This is a genomic window from Vreelandella titanicae BH1, assembly GCF_000336575.1.
GTDB classification, from domain to species: Bacteria; Pseudomonadota; Gammaproteobacteria; order Pseudomonadales; family Halomonadaceae; genus Vreelandella; species Vreelandella titanicae.
This window is the reverse complement of record NZ_AOPO01000010.1, coordinates 158,465-172,235: the sequence shown is the minus strand read 5'-3', so window position 1 is coordinate 172,235 and position 13,771 is coordinate 158,465. Positions and strand designations below refer to the sequence as shown.

General features: G+C 52.7%; 20 protein-coding genes. 10 read left to right on the top strand and 10 right to left on the bottom strand.

Annotation, left to right across the window (positions count from 1 at the left end):
- Positions 1-44 precede the first annotated feature (44 nt).
- Positions 45-635 carry a DNA endonuclease SmrA gene (gene smrA / locus HALTITAN_RS17350; RefSeq protein WP_027959436.1) on the bottom strand — a complete coding sequence of 197 codons (591 nt, stop codon included), beginning with the start codon at positions 633-635 and terminating at the stop codon, positions 45-47.
- A 217-nt stretch (positions 636-852) separates the two neighbouring features.
- Here smrA and HALTITAN_RS17345 point away from each other — a divergent pair, with 217 nt between their 5' ends.
- The 3 genes from HALTITAN_RS17345 to HALTITAN_RS17335 all read left to right on the top strand — a co-directional run bounded on the left by HALTITAN_RS17345 (position 853) and on the right by HALTITAN_RS17335 (position 2,434).
- Positions 853-1,323, top strand: a complete 471-nt coding sequence (locus tag HALTITAN_RS17345; protein WP_039859907.1) for a gamma-glutamylcyclotransferase family protein — start codon at positions 853-855, stop codon at positions 1,321-1,323.
- Between the two features lie 86 nt (positions 1,324-1,409).
- The gene (wrbA, locus tag HALTITAN_RS17340) at positions 1,410-2,033 is read left to right on the top strand and encodes an NAD(P)H:quinone oxidoreductase (protein ID WP_039859893.1); all 624 of its coding nucleotides are present in this window, start codon (positions 1,410-1,412) and stop codon (positions 2,031-2,033) included.
- Positions 2,030-2,434 (top strand): DUF2069 domain-containing protein, encoded by a 405-nt coding sequence (locus HALTITAN_RS17335; protein ID WP_035579327.1) that lies wholly within the window; start codon positions 2,030-2,032, stop codon positions 2,432-2,434. The genes wrbA and HALTITAN_RS17335 overlap by 4 nt, the downstream gene beginning before the upstream one ends.
- A gap of 11 nt (positions 2,435-2,445) precedes the next feature.
- Here the strand turns inward: HALTITAN_RS17335 and HALTITAN_RS17330 are convergent, their stop codons facing one another.
- A complete protein-coding gene (locus HALTITAN_RS17330; RefSeq protein WP_009287867.1) occupies positions 2,446-3,132 on the bottom strand; it encodes a cytochrome b/b6 domain-containing protein in 687 nt (228 codons plus the stop codon).
- A gap of 235 nt (positions 3,133-3,367) precedes the next feature.
- Between HALTITAN_RS17330 and pdxH the strand changes: the two genes are divergently transcribed.
- Positions 3,368-4,012: a pyridoxamine 5'-phosphate oxidase gene (gene pdxH, locus HALTITAN_RS17325; protein WP_009287866.1), complete on the top strand. Its 645-nt coding sequence runs from the start codon at positions 3,368-3,370 to the stop codon at positions 4,010-4,012.
- A gap of 74 nt (positions 4,013-4,086) precedes the next feature.
- Here pdxH and HALTITAN_RS17320 read toward each other — a convergent pair whose 3' ends face one another.
- Positions 4,087-6,834, bottom strand: a complete 2,748-nt coding sequence (locus HALTITAN_RS17320; protein ID WP_039859888.1) for a bifunctional acetate--CoA ligase family protein/GNAT family N-acetyltransferase — start codon at positions 6,832-6,834, stop codon at positions 4,087-4,089.
- 103 nt (positions 6,835-6,937) lie between these two features.
- Between HALTITAN_RS17320 and HALTITAN_RS17315 the strand changes: the two genes are divergently transcribed.
- Together HALTITAN_RS17315 and HALTITAN_RS17310 are read left to right on the top strand one after the other, a co-directional pair.
- Positions 6,938-7,879: a histone deacetylase family protein gene (locus HALTITAN_RS17315; RefSeq protein ID WP_009287865.1), complete on the top strand. Its 942-nt coding sequence runs from the start codon at positions 6,938-6,940 to the stop codon at positions 7,877-7,879.
- Positions 7,880-8,001: 122 nt separating this feature from the next.
- Positions 8,002-8,634: a helix-turn-helix domain-containing protein gene (locus HALTITAN_RS17310; RefSeq protein ID WP_009287864.1), complete on the top strand. Its 633-nt coding sequence runs from the start codon at positions 8,002-8,004 to the stop codon at positions 8,632-8,634.
- A 33-nt stretch (positions 8,635-8,667) separates the two neighbouring features.
- On the opposite strand, the gene HALTITAN_RS17305 is transcribed toward HALTITAN_RS17310, so the two are convergent.
- The 7 genes from HALTITAN_RS17305 to HALTITAN_RS17280 all read right to left on the bottom strand — a co-directional run bounded on the left by HALTITAN_RS17305 (position 8,668) and on the right by HALTITAN_RS17280 (position 11,656).
- Positions 8,668-9,018, bottom strand: a complete 351-nt coding sequence (locus HALTITAN_RS17305) for a TusE/DsrC/DsvC family sulfur relay protein (protein WP_022523451.1) — start codon at positions 9,016-9,018, stop codon at positions 8,668-8,670.
- Between the two features lies 1 nt (position 9,019).
- Positions 9,020-9,310 (bottom strand): sulfurtransferase complex subunit TusB, encoded by a 291-nt coding sequence (gene tusB / locus HALTITAN_RS17300; RefSeq protein WP_027959441.1) that lies wholly within the window; start codon positions 9,308-9,310, stop codon positions 9,020-9,022.
- Between the two features lie 16 nt (positions 9,311-9,326).
- Positions 9,327-9,692: a sulfurtransferase complex subunit TusC gene (tusC, locus tag HALTITAN_RS17295; protein ID WP_027959442.1), complete on the bottom strand. Its 366-nt coding sequence runs from the start codon at positions 9,690-9,692 to the stop codon at positions 9,327-9,329.
- A 10-nt stretch (positions 9,693-9,702) separates the two neighbouring features.
- On the bottom strand, positions 9,703-10,092 hold the full coding sequence (tusD, locus tag HALTITAN_RS17290) for a sulfurtransferase complex subunit TusD (RefSeq protein ID WP_027959443.1): 390 nt from the start codon (positions 10,090-10,092) through the stop codon (positions 9,703-9,705).
- An 84-nt stretch (positions 10,093-10,176) separates the two neighbouring features.
- On the bottom strand, positions 10,177-10,857 hold the full coding sequence (locus HALTITAN_RS17285) for a Bax inhibitor-1/YccA family protein (protein WP_027959444.1): 681 nt from the start codon (positions 10,855-10,857) through the stop codon (positions 10,177-10,179).
- Positions 10,858-11,160: 303 nt separating this feature from the next.
- Positions 11,161-11,331 carry a hypothetical protein gene (locus tag HALTITAN_RS25765; RefSeq protein WP_022523446.1) on the bottom strand — a complete coding sequence of 57 codons (171 nt, stop codon included), beginning with the start codon at positions 11,329-11,331 and terminating at the stop codon, positions 11,161-11,163.
- A gap of 142 nt (positions 11,332-11,473) precedes the next feature.
- A complete protein-coding gene (locus HALTITAN_RS17280; protein ID WP_027959445.1) occupies positions 11,474-11,656 on the bottom strand; it encodes a hypothetical protein in 183 nt (60 codons plus the stop codon).
- A 133-nt stretch (positions 11,657-11,789) separates the two neighbouring features.
- Here HALTITAN_RS17280 and HALTITAN_RS25615 point away from each other — a divergent pair, with 133 nt between their 5' ends.
- The 4 genes from HALTITAN_RS25615 (at position 11,790) to HALTITAN_RS17270 (ending at position 13,763) form a co-directional block, all read left to right on the top strand.
- Positions 11,790-11,960 (top strand): hypothetical protein, encoded by a 171-nt coding sequence (locus HALTITAN_RS25615; RefSeq protein ID WP_161575204.1) that lies wholly within the window; start codon positions 11,790-11,792, stop codon positions 11,958-11,960.
- A gap of 50 nt (positions 11,961-12,010) precedes the next feature.
- Complete coding sequence (locus HALTITAN_RS17275; RefSeq protein WP_141224391.1) at positions 12,011-12,337, top strand: hypothetical protein; 327 nt, start codon at positions 12,011-12,013, stop codon at positions 12,335-12,337.
- A complete protein-coding gene (locus HALTITAN_RS25695; RefSeq protein WP_159176800.1) occupies positions 12,334-12,477 on the top strand; it encodes a hypothetical protein in 144 nt (47 codons plus the stop codon). Before HALTITAN_RS17275 ends, HALTITAN_RS25695 begins: the two co-directional genes overlap by 4 nt.
- 218 nt (positions 12,478-12,695) lie before the next feature.
- Complete coding sequence (locus HALTITAN_RS17270) at positions 12,696-13,763, top strand: ion channel (RefSeq protein WP_039859887.1); 1,068 nt, start codon at positions 12,696-12,698, stop codon at positions 13,761-13,763.
- Positions 13,764-13,771: the final 8 nt, after the last annotated feature.

Sequence of the window (13,771 nt, the reverse complement as noted above, 5' to 3'; positions counted from 1 at the left end):
TTCGGCTGCCCTTTTTATTTGTGACTGGCTCTATTATTAAACCGTCACCCCCGCCGTTTCTGCTGGCGCTCACGGTTATTGGCTTTGGCGCGATCGCTTTTACGTAGCATTACCCAGGTCGCGCCCAACCCACCTTCCGAAGGCTGTGCGGAGACGTACGCCTGCACTTCCTCAAACTGGCATAGCCACTTGGCCAGGTATGAACGCAGTACGTTGGCGGGGCTATCAATCTCTCGCCCGCGGCCATGCACGATCATAACGGAGCGTAAATCGTGGGCGTAGGCTTCTTGAATAAAGGGAAACAGCATACGGCGACACTCTGTTAATGGGCGCCGAAGCAAGTGGAGCTGCGACTGAACGCTATAGCCCCCGTGCTTTAATTTATCGACTACACCCTGCTGAATGCCCTCGCGGCGATACTCCATGGGATCAAAGGGGGGCAGCAGATCGACAAAGTCGTCGGACAGAAAGTTGCGTGCCCCCATCTCTTCCTCTGCCCACTCCCGCCGAGCCAACTGGGATTCTGAGGGGCTTTTGCGATTAGCGCCTGGGTCAGCACGATTTCTCGGTGGCAAAGGTTTCACATCACCTACGAGAGCACGAAAATCCAGATCATCACGAAGCGGCTGATTCATTGCAGGCTCCTACGGCAGGTTCTAATGAGCACCTATTTTACATGCAGGCTTTACCAACATAGCCTAGCAAACCTGGGTAGTTTGCTTAAGCAGATTCATACAGTCGATAACATAGAACTTGTCATCCTCTGCCTGTAGCGACAAGCTAAACGTCCGTTTTTTTATCGCCCCATTCATATTCTCATCCTACATTGCGAGGCGCCCTGGTGTGATTAAAATGGTTTGGCTAAAACGCCTTTTGATTTTAAGCGGTGTGGGGCTGCTTAGCCTAGCCGGGTGGCTCTGGTTAACCATGCTGAGCCCGTGGTTTTATGACCGACCTGACGATCTTCCTACTATCGAACAGCGAACCCATCAGGTCTTTGTGTATGGCACGCTACGCTATGCCCCCGTTCGCTTAGTGGTCATGGGAAGTTTCGGTGCCCCTAAAGATGCGGTGCTAGCGGGGTACCAACGCAACGGTCTCGACCTTTCACCCCAGCCGGGGAGCAACGTTAAGGGCCTACTGTTACGAGTGGATGCCGACGAGCTGTCTCGCCTTGATCGCTACGAACGCCTGGGGGTTCGTTACGAGCGCAGGACAATAACCCTCGACGATGGTACCCGGGCCTGGGTCTACCTGCGTTTACCTGAGCAACAAAATACGTTTGTACAGCACGCGGATTTCCCGTTCGCTCTGATACCATAGACACCATGCTGTGCCCTATTTTGCAAAACCCTCATGCAAAGCCTCTATTGCCAGGACAGCTTTTATGAACCCATTCAGGAATAGTGATGAGTGAAATGACACCGTACGTTTTGGTTCTGTACTACTCGCGCTCTGGCGCGACCGCCACCATGGCGCAGCAGGTTGCGGCTGGTGTAGAAAGCGTGCCGGGTATTCAAGCGCGTTTACGCACAGTGGCGCCGGTTTCAACGACCTGTGAAGCCGTAGAGCCAGAAATTCCTGCAGAGGGCGCGGTGTACGTTGAGCTAGACGACCTGCGCAACTGCAGCGCGTTAGCACTGGGTAGCCCAACTCGGTTTGGCAACATGGCCGCTCCGCTTAAGTATTTTATCGACTCCACCAGCAGCTTGTGGATGAACGGTGCCTTGATCGACAAACCTGCCAGTGCCTTCACTTCGACCTCCAGCCTGCACGGTGGGCAAGAGAGCACCCTGCTCACAATGCTGGTGCCGCTACTGCATCATGGCATGGTCTACGCAGGGGTTCCTTACAGTGAAACCACCTTGCTGGAAACGCGTACTGGTGGCACGCCCTATGGTGCAAGCCACTTAGCAGGAACGCGCAGTGACCGCTCTGTTGATGAGCACGAACGCGCGCTGTGTGTTGCCCAGGGCAAACGACTGGCACGACTCGCTCTAGCGCTGCACGCCATGCGTCAGGAGGCATTATGAGGCAGTGGCTGGAGGATGTAGAAGCACGCCATGGGCTTGATAAACTGACCCTTCGAAGCCGACAGGTGGTATTAGCCAGCTTTGCCATACTGCTGCTACTGGTTGTTTACCGTGGACTTGTACTTCAAGGCGACGAATTTAATTGGCGCCCTGTGGTCGCGTTCGTGCTTCCCCTGGTGCTGTTTTTACCCTCTATCATTGGTAAACGCGCACGTGGGCACGCATGGCTCGCTTTTGTTAGCCTGCTCTACTTCACCCAAGGTGTGATGTTAATAACCCTGCCTGGGCAAGGTCTGCGCGGAATTCTAGAGGCGGTTGTCGCGCTGGTGCTTTTTGCTGGCTGCATGGGCTATGCGCGCTTTCGCAGTCGACAGTTGCGTCAACAGAAAACGGGGCAATAAAAACAAGTGCTTTAAAACCACAGCCATAGGACGACGCCAGCAGCAATAAATAAACTGCCGATGGCACGTAAACGCAGCGTGGCAACATTATACGGTTCGTTACGCGCATCGACTGGCTGCTGGCGAAAGCGCTTGGTACCTACCAGCATTGCTGCTACTAGCGGTTCACCTAGCAGCCGATGTGCGATCAAGCCAGCCAGGTGCAGACCGATTAGAATGATGAGTAGATCACTATTGAGTTGATGCAGGGTTCTAAGCTGGCCACCTACCCCATCGCCAAATACGCCATAGAGCGGCGCCTGAAAAAAGATATCGTCACTTAAAAACAGGCCACTCACGGCTTGGAAACTAAGCGAAAGCAGCATCAGCAGTACCATCCACCCGCCTAGCGGATTATGGCTGGCATAAGCGCTGGGCCGACGCTTTATCAGCAATTGGGAATAAGCAACTGTTTCAACGGGTGGATATAAAAACGTTTTAAATCTCGCATACACGCTCCCCAGTAGGCCCCACAGCCATCGGAAAACGAGTAGTCCGATTATGAGGTAGCCCGCTTGGGCATGCACTTCAATTGGAAATAGGAAAGGCGCTCCGCTAGTCTTGGTGGTATAAAATGAAATCAACACCGCCGCCACTAACCCCCAGTGAAACAGGCGAAGCCAGCCATCCCATACCTCAATCGCTACCTTGTCGCGCATAACATGTCCTCTCTCAGCAGTGATGAGCCCCCAGTGGTGAGATAGCTTCGCATTAATTGAGCCTTTCTCATAGAATGCGAGACAGTTAGCCGCAATCGTCAGTCGTAACGGTTAGTCGCAACACCGCCGAAAATATAAGCAGTGAGTCAACGCATTAAACATCCATTGATGTCGGTCACTTGAGCTTTAAAGACAGACCGGCGAACATGGATGAAACTCCAGGGAGAAGTATTCGATGACACGTAACATAGCCGATATCAGGCGTGATTATGAAGGCGGCAGGCTTGATGAGTCCCAGACACCCGACGATCCATTCGTGCTATTCGATGAGTGGTTTAGCCTTGCCCTGGAAAAAGAGGGCAAAGATGGCAACGCCATGACACTAGCCACCGTAGATAGCCAAGGCCGCCCTCACGCGCGGGTGGTGCTGTTAAAGGGATTTGATGAGCGCGGCATGGTTTTTTACACCAATTACCATAGTCATAAGGGGAGCGAGCTGAGCAATGTGCCCTTCGCGGCCATGACCTTCTGGTGGCCTTCGCTTTCACGGCAGGTACGCATAGAAGGCCCCGTTGAGCAGGTTTCAGCCGATGAGTCTGATGAGTACTTTGCCAGCCGACCTCGGGGTAGCCAATTGGGCGCATGGATTGCGACTCAAAGTGTAGTGATTCCCGACCGTAACTGGATCGAAGAGCGCCAAAAGCGCTTTGAGCAAGCCTATGATGGCCAGGATATTCCCCGCCCGATCCACTGGGGGGGCTATCGTGTCACGCCGGAAATGATCGAGTTTTGGCAGGGTCAGCCTAGTCGCCTACATGACCGCCTACGCTTTGAGCGTCGTGACGGCGGTGAATGGGGCCGTTTCCGCATGGCGCCATAACGTCAGCAACAAGTTCACAATTTAGGCCTGTGTTTTATACGCAGGCCTTATCGTTTTTAAAGCTTTTCAAATGCCTAATCCGGTAGGCTCTCAAGGCGGTGCCGCTGCCATTCACTTTCGGGCTCGTTGAGACGCAGCACGGCATCAATCACTTGCTCCTCCATGTTGTAGCGGCATTTAAAGCCTAAGTGTTTCATTAGCGCCCGCATTGGATGGTTATCGACCATAATTTTGCCGACCATTTCCAGAGTGCCGATGTTCGTGCAGTAATCGATCATCTTCTTCATTAGCAGGCTGCCAATGCCCAGCCCTTGAAGGTCATCACGAATAATGACCGAGAACTCGGTACGAATATTGTCCGGGTCATTCCATACCCGCACCACCCCAAGCATCTCTTTGCTGCCCTCATCGCCTAAATATTCCGCGATAAACGCCATCTGACGGTCGTAATTGATATGCGACAGGATCGACAGGTCGCGCTGAGTTAAATTGGACTTATTGTGGAAGTAGCGGAAACGAATACTCTCTTCCGAGAGCTGGCGATGGAAGGTGGTAATCAAATGGGCATCTTCGGCACGAATAGGCCTTACCTCGACCTGCCAGCCGTTTTTCAGCGTCACCCATTCACGCAGCTCTTCAGGGTACGGCATGATCGCAAAGCGCGATGGCGAACCAAGATCCAGGGCGAAATCGACGGCGACCATACCGTCACGATTCAGCAGCAGAGGATTTACTTCCAGACCCCGTAGATCGCTTAGATCGGAGGCCATTTGCGATAGTTTGACCAGCATTTGGCATAAATGCTGAATGTCACGCTCTGGGTCGGCGGAGTGTTCACGAATTAATGAGGCGGCGTGGGTTCTTCCTACCACATCGGCGGCCAGGCTCATGTTGAGCGGCGGCAACGCCACCTGGCGGTCAGCCAGCACGTTGACCTTATAGCCGCCGATGCCAAAGACGATAAGTGGGCCGAAGACAGGGTCACGGGTAATACCGGCACAAATCTGCATTGAGTGCTTGCCACGCTGCATGGGCTGCAAACAGTACTCGCGGATCGCGTACTCGGGAAATTTCTCAGCGACCTTCTCGCCTAGCTGGCGAACCCCATCCGCCACCTGTTCGGGCGTGTCCAAATCCTGTAGCAAGCCCGCTGAAATTTTATGCGGATGCTTGCGGTAGCGATAAGGGCGACAGTTGCCTTCATGAACCACTTTCAGCGCTTTGGTGCCAGGGATCTCCGCAGCGCGGGCAAGCGCTTCATCGGGGGTGGCCAAATAGACGCTGGGCGCCGTGGGAATGCCATAGGCTTCAAGCACTTGGGCCGTTTCTGAGTGGGTCAAGGTTTGCCTGCCCTGCTCTTTTGCCTGCTTAATCAGCGTACGGCACTGGGCGCGTATTTCCGGGCTAGTGGAAAACGGCAGGCTGGGCGGGATCTCCTGCAGCAGCGCTTGAACGCGCTGATAAATCACCATATGCATAAACGCCTTAACGGCTTTTTCAGGTGAAATATAGGTTGGAATCCCGGCTAAATTGCAGATATGGCGAGCATTGAGCGCTTCTTTTAAGCCCATCCAGCTGGTGAGCAGGTTGCGGCGGAACTTCTTGCGGTTATCGATCAGCGCCTGGGCAGTGACCAGCGATGGCGCCATCCGGGTAGGCGCGTGTACCACGAGTACTGCATCCACGTTGGCGTCAGCAGCGACAATCTCCAGCGCTTGGACAAACCGCTCGGGCGAGGCATTGCCGCCCAGATCCACCGGGTTCTCGCCCGGCTTGCTCATATCGACCTCGCTACGGTGCAGCGCTGCCTGGGTTTCGTCGCTAAATTCAGCCAATTTACCGCCCGCGCTAATCAGCTTATCGATCGCCAGCATGGCGGGCCCTAAACCGTTAGAGACAATGGCCAGACGATCGCCCTTCAGGGGTTTCATGCGCGACAGGGTTTCCAGCGCATCAAGCAGCTCATCGGAATCATTTACCCGCACCACCCCTGCCCGAGCAAAAGCGGCATCAAACACCACGTCACGGTTAGCAATCCCAGGCGTGGGTGACATGCCGGATATATCCGATTCTGGGGTGCGGCCGCTTTTTATTGCCAGTACCAGACGATTACGTGATGCATCACGCACGGCGGTCATAAAGTGCTGGGCGTCGCTGATTCGCTCAAGGTGCAGCATAATGGCCTGAGCGGGCGAGAATTGATTAACGTAATCGATCAGGTCTGGCAATAGCACATCGACACTGTCGCCAACGGTTATCAAGTGCGAAAAGCCCACATCACGCCCGGCGGCCCAATCAATCATCGCATTGGCCAGCATGCCGGACTGGCCCAGGTAAGCGACGCGGCCCGCTTTCACCGGCTGACTGGCGTAAGAGGCGTTAAGCTTTTTGCCCGGTACAATTAGCCCCATGCACTCGGGGCCGAGTACACGAATACCCGAGACGCGTGCCGCACTCAACATTCGTTCGCGAATGGAACCCTGATTGCCTTTATCTCGATCCAGGTAAGCCCCGCCCGAGAGCACCAGGGCCGCTTTGACACCGTATTGCCCAAGCTTTTTAATCAGGCTAGGCACACCTTCAATCGGCGAGCAGACCACGGCTAAGTCGGGCACTTCGGGTAGCTCGCTTACGCGGCTGACGCACGGCACACCGAAGACTTGGGAGTAGCCTTTTAGATTGACTGCCCAGAGCGGCCCTTTAAAGCCACCCTCCTGAATATTTCTCAGCACTAGACCGCCCAACGACGCGGGTTTTTCAGAGGCGCCAAACACCGCTAGTGTGCGAGGTTCGAAAAAATGGTGTAAAAAGCGCGTACTCAAAATGCGTCTCCCCTGACATGAATCGCGGCTGTACGACTTATTGACACTGTCGCCCAGGCCCTGAAGGCGATTAAGGTGGCATCAATGATAATGGAGCGTTGGAATGATTACCGCCTACCTTACCCACCCAGACTGCTCATTGCACCACATGGGGCCGGAGCATCCTGAAAGCCCTCAGCGTCTGGAGGCTATTCGCGCTCGCCTATCGCTTGTTGGGTTATTACAGCAAACCATGCAGGCCGATGCCAAGGCAGCCTGCGAGGAGTCTCTTGCCAGAGTACACCCCTTGCGCCATTTGCGCTCCCTAGAGAAGTGCTTGCCCACCGAAGGCATCGTTACGCTAGATAGCGATACCATGATGAATCCTGACAGCTTACAAGCCGCACGGGTTGCAGCGGGAGCGGTTATTCGTGGGGTAGATCAGGTATTTAAGCGTCAGGCGGATAACGTCTTTTGTGCGGTTAGACCACCAGGCCACCATGCGGAAGCCAGCGACGCGATGGGATTCTGTTTTTACAATAATATCGCCGTGGGGGCGGCCCATGCGCGAGCCAAATATGGTGCCAAGCGTATCGCTATACTGGATTTTGATGTTCACCAGTGCAATGGCACCATCGATATCTTTAAAAATGATCCTGAGATACTGATCTGCACCAGCTTCCAGTATCCGTTTTACCCCTGGCGTTATTTGCGCAGCGAGTGGCAAAACGTTGTGAATACCCCGCTTGAAGTGGGCACCGATGGCCCAGAGTTCCGGCGCATCATCGAAAACCACTGGCTACCTGCCCTGCACGCCTTTAAACCTGACTTGGTGATGCTCTCCGCGGGTTTCGACGCTCACCGTGATGACCCCATGGGGGATATCTGTTTAGAGGATGAAGACTTCTACTGGATTACCCATCTAGCCATGGAGATCGCCACCCTGTATGCCGATAATCGCATTGTATCGGTGCTTGAAGGCGGCTATAACCCGAAGTCGCTGGCAAGTGGCGTTGAGGCACATCTAAAAGCGCTGTTGGGGCTGCCGTTTGCTGAAGTGCCCTAAGCAAGCGTCAGCGCTCTTGCTTCTGCCAGCCGTTCTTAGCCGCTTCTTTGCTGTGATATGATGTTCGTTTACGCGCGCCTATAGACACGCACCGTTAGACAACGCAGCCAATGTGACGACCTATGACCGCTACGACTGAAGAGCATGCCGCGCTGCGTATTGCATCGGGAAGCAAACCCTTTGTTGAGCCGTTGCGTTTAGGCGAGCGGCTCAAACAAATTCGTCTCGCTAATCAGTGGACGTTGGAAGAGGTTAGCCAGCGCACTGGGCTGGCCCGCTCAACGCTGTCTAAAATTGAGAACGATCAAGTCTCCCCCACCTTTAGCGTGGTGCAAAAACTCACTACCGGGCTCAACATCGACTTGCCTCAATTGCTCACGCCCCCCAAGCGGGAACGTTATACCATGGGGCGGCGCGATCTAACTCGTAAAGGCAAAGGGCAACTGCACCCCACGCCCACGTACGAGCACGAATTATTGGGCCATCAACTCGCCCAAAAACGTATGATTCCCTTCAAAACCATCGTACGTGCACGCAGCTTTGACGAGTATCACCAGTGGGTACGCCATGATGGCGAAGAGTTTTTGATGGTGCTGCATGGCGATATTATGCTCTACACCGAATTTTACGCCCCATTAGTGCTAGCTGAGGGCGACAGCATCTATTTTGATAGTGATATGGGCCATGCACTGGTATCCACTAGTCCAGACGATGCCGTTGTTTTGTCGGTCTGTACGCGCGGTGATGTGGCCTAAGCTATTCGAGAACCAGCGAGCCATTTACACGGGTTATAGGCAGTTGGTAGGCTTCGGCAAACCGGCCAAGCGGGCAATTCGCTTTGCCGGGCTGCCGGGGAAAAGCTGCATCAGGTAAATAGAACGCCCTTTCTCTTCACCCAGTGCGTTTTTGGTTGCTTTCACAAGCGGTCGCATCGCCGGAGCCATTTCGTAACGCTGATAAAATGCTCGCACGACTTTGATAACTTCCCAGTGTTCAGCGGTAAGTGTTAAACCCTCTTCTTCAGCCATTAAATGAGCGACAGATTCGTCCCACTCTGACTGGTTAACCAGATATCCTTCTGGGTCTAGTGGATATTTTTTTTGCGAATCAAGATAACGGTATATTTTCGTGTCAGACATCTTAGTACCAGGTAACTGTCTTTTCATACTGCTCGGTGAGCGCCACAAAGCCATCCATCTCTAGTGTGGGCAGCTCATTATCCGTGGCAATGCTGGCAAACCCGCGGCTTATAAGGTCTTCCGATAGAAGGAATATGCGCGACTGACACTGCTGCCATGCCTGCCAGGAGGGATCAAGGGCAGCTGTTACCGCTTCTTCGATCAGCAGCACGGCATCCTGCCCCCCTATCGCTTGCTGCATTTGAGTAGCGACAATACTATCAGGCGCTTTGGTGAGGATGTGTAAGATCATAATTCTCTCACTAGGCCTAAAAGTTAAGTATCTGGGTGTGCTGCTGTAACAGCCCTGGTATTTCCTGATCCGCTATCAGGGTGATGCCCTCTACCAGTGCATCGGCGGATAGATGCATCCCTTGCAGCGCTTCTTCGGTCACCCAAAGCTTGTCAATATCATACATTTCCAACATATCAATGGTGGGCAGCGTGGCTTTTTGCCCCGGCGCACCACTGCCCTGTTCTTTCAGCAGTGCCATTGTACCCTGCCCCATAAACAGCAAATTCACGGGTTGTCCAAAGGCCGCCGCCACCAGTGCGGCATCTAACCCTTCACGTAACCAGTTTGAGCTGTGGGGCGCGTGGCGAATTATCACTAATAGCGCATCAGGTGTCGCCATTGGCTCTCCTTCAAGCAAAGGTAATCAGGCGATCAGCGCGTTGCTGTAGCTCAAGCAGTTGCCCTAGCCCTGTCAACTCGAAAGGAGGTGCTACATTAAAGGCCTGCTTGCCATGTCGCTGTGCTTCCGATTCACTCATCAATCCTCGCCGCAACGCAGCGGCAATACAGACATCTAACTGAATCGCATGCTGCTGATGCAGCTCAATCCAGGCTTCTCTGAGGTTGAGTTCATCCTGGGGAGGAGCCATCAGCGATGATGCATTATGAACGCCGTCGTGATAGAAAAAAACACCGGCAATCTGATGCCCTCGCGCTAGAACGGCATGGGCAAAACGCAATGCAGAGTGCGGTGCTGGGCTGCTATACGGCGCGCCCATCACCAATAAGCCGTACTGCATCATGATAATACCTGGTAACGGTTACCCTAAAAAAAGACAGGCCCTAGCAATAGGGCCTGTCATATCGTCTATCGGTTGCTTAGATCAATCGCTGCTCATAATACCCAAAATCGACAACAGGCTAACAAACAGGTTGTAGATGGATACGTAGAGCGTCACCGTAGCGAGAATGTAGTTCGTTTCACCAGCGCGATGAATAATCTCACTGGTTTGATACAGAATGGCTGCTGAAGCAAACAGCACAAAGCCAGCTGACACCATCAATGAAAGCGCCGGGATGTTAAAGAAGAACCCAGCCACCATGGCCAGAATCAACACGATGGCGCCCGCCATCAAGAAGTTGCTCAAAAAGCTAAAGTCTTTCTTGGTGGTTAGCGCTACCGCGGAAAGACCAACAAACGTCAGACCGGTCATGGCCAACGCGTTCATAATCAACGCACCGCCATTAGGCAGAGTCAGATAGGCAGAAAGAATCGGCCCAAGCGTGAACCCCATAAAGCCGGTAAAGGCGAACGTTGCCAATAAGCCGGCCGCAGAATTTGCGGTTTTATGTACCAGGAACATTAAGCCGTAGGCACCAATGAAGAACACGAAGATGTTCATCTGTTGGATGCCGAGGGCTACAGCAGCACCCGCGGTGACTGCTGAGAACAGCAGCGTCATTGCCAGCAGTGCGTAGGTGTTACGCAATACCTTGTTAGTGCTAACACTATTGGCAACGCCACTCGACTGAGGACGTGCCGTACGTAAATCGTTGTAAGCCATGTGTTCATGCTCCCTAATGGTATTTCCAACAACTGACAAGCATGCCGTTACCGAGTTCCAGACGCAAGCCTTTGTCTGTATCGAGAACTCCCCTTCACCAATGGTTATTCAACGTTAAAACCGCTTTGTAAGCATTGTCTATGCTTGTTAAGCACTTCGTTTGGACACCAAAAGATGAAAAAAATTCTACTTATTGATCGTTCAAACCGCCCCTTTGGCGACGCCCAGCGCCGCCAAAGGGTTGCTAGCAAGGCTAGGTTATACTTCACCGGCTTCAAAAACCGGATCGAGGATAACCACTGCTTAGCTTTGCACCTCTTCTTCGTCTTCTTTTTCATCTTTATGTGGTGTAACGGAGGTTACCGCCGTTTGACGCGCATCTTGAGGAGAATTATAGATACGAGCATCAATCACGTGCAGTACCGCCAATTGCGCAAACAATACCGCAAAACAGACGATCAAACCTTTTAACATGGCGGCATATCCAGAGATGGTGGGACTAACATCCGCATATTAGCCGATCACTAGCCAAACACAATCTATTTTGTACGCCTGAAAATCCTCTGTTTGAAAGCGTTGAATAGCGCGCAAAGCAGCTGTTCAGAACACGCCGCGGCTACTCCTTAACGGATACTTTGCGCAGATCCTCAACCATTACCCCCTCGGGTAAATCTGATTCCTCCGCGGGCAGCCATACGGGAGAGAGAGCGCTATCTTCCCGGCCATCTTCATACTGATGACCGGGAATGCGGTAAACGATCTGACTGTGGTGGTGATCCCATGCAAATACACGATCCATATGCTTATCCTAAAAAATAAAACTTCAGCTATGACATTCAGGTTAAGCACGATGTTCCCTCGCATTACATCGACACATGCAACGCCTATAAGGTTAAATGTCGAATGGATTATTTGCTGACAAGGAGTCATCAATGAAAGCACTCATCGCCCTTTGCCAGGTTACCTTTATACTTGCAGGCTGCAGTTCAGGCCCCACTTCATCAAGAACCGCAGACTGTCGCCAACTGGCAGAGAAGGCTGGCGACACCATGGTCTACGGTGACTGCATACGCGGCACCCAAGTGAATAAGGCAGGATTTTAATACCACATTATTTTCACGTTGATTTTGCTGGATTAATGGCAGGTGATGGCTTGAAAGAACCTCATGGCGGTAAAGACCCACAAGAGGCCCTGCGTGCCAGGCTAACGAAAAGCTTACAAGAACGCAGGGCCTCGGCCCATCGCCGTAGAATCGGCGCCCGAGCGACTCGTCAACAGTTTTTAGAGGCGACTCGCAACGTTGGGGTCATTGTGGTCGCTACTTGCTTCACTGCTGGCTGGGTAGTCACTAACCCCAGCCTGAATACCGATAACGTTTGGCTCGGTGTGGGGCTAGGTATAATCTTGATCTTTGTAGGGTCTTTCGGCTATGGTTACGTTGAGCGTGATAAAACCTCAGATGAGGATGATAAGCCATGAATGAACTTATCCTTGCTGGCATGTTGATGAGCCTAGCGGTCGTGTCAGGTGGCATGGTATGGAGCCAGCACCGAGAACACCACGGTAAAAAATCGCTAACCGATAGCGCATTTTCCTGGATTGCCAAACACTTTGCTTAATAAATCCAGTTAGCAAATATGAAAGGGTCGCGAATAGCGGCCCTTTTGTTTATTACGAGTACGCTAGCAGGCGCGTATTGTTTCGCTTCAACAGCTCATTTTTATTTTAAAGGTGATGATAGGGCCAGCGACAGCGAAGGAACCGGGTCACTCTTTTATCATCACTCAATTCCCATGCCGAAAACTGGGCTGACACACCATCACCGTAAGAGACCACCATGCCTGTTATTCAGCGACTGCTCCGCGTTCTTAAAGCCTCTACGCTACAAATTTCGTGGACATTTTTGCTTCTTATTGTGCTCGCCCATATGGGCACCACCTGGATGCTTTTCTCACTGGTCGGCGAATCGGTGGCCGACTCCGCTACCAACTGGGTTTATTTTTATGTCGTTGTTTCTAGCACCGTAGGTTTCGGCGATTTCAGCCCAACAACCGTGGCCGGGAAGTGGATCGCTACGATCTATCTCATTCCAGGCGGCATTTCACTGTTCGCTGCCTTGATCGGTAAAGCCACCGTCACACTTTCAAATTTTTGGAGATTACAAATGCAAGGTAAAGGCGATTTCAGCCACTTGTCCGGTCACACCCTTGTCATTGGCTGGCACGGCGAAACTACCGAGCGCATTTTGGACATTCTTAAAGCCGATAAGGGCCTGCCGGATGAAGTCGTGCTCTGCGTTACCAAAGAGATGAGCAACCCACGCCCTGCGGATTTAAAGTTTATTAAAGGAGAAAGTTTCTCCAATGCCGAGCTTCTCAAGCGAGCGGGTGTCGAAAGCGCCAGCCGCATCATCATTTACGACACCAGCGATGACCGAGTTGCCACCGTCGCGCTAAGTGCCTACAGCCTTAAAGCAAAAAACGCCCATATCGTTGCCCACTGCGCCAATCCCGACACCGCAGCGATGTTACGGCGCACTTTGCCCGGCATCGAATGCACCCAGGCCTTAGCGTTGGAAATGCTGGTACGCTCAGCCTCTGATGCGGGAATTTCACGGGTCGTCAACGAACTACTCGCGGTTGATCGTGGCGCTACCCAATACCAAACCAGGTTAAGCCAACCGCCTGCCGGCGCCACCTTTGGCGACTTATTTATGCAAGCGAAAAAGGTTTATAACGCCACCGTACTGGGGCTAGCTAATAGCAGTGACGACGGCGAAGGTAATATGCTCAATCCCATCAACGACCACCCACTCAAAGATGGTGACATACTCTACTACATGGCTGATAGGCGGCTTTCTCAGCAGCAACTGAGCGAACTCCTCAGCGTGGAAATTTGCTTATGATAGTTCTG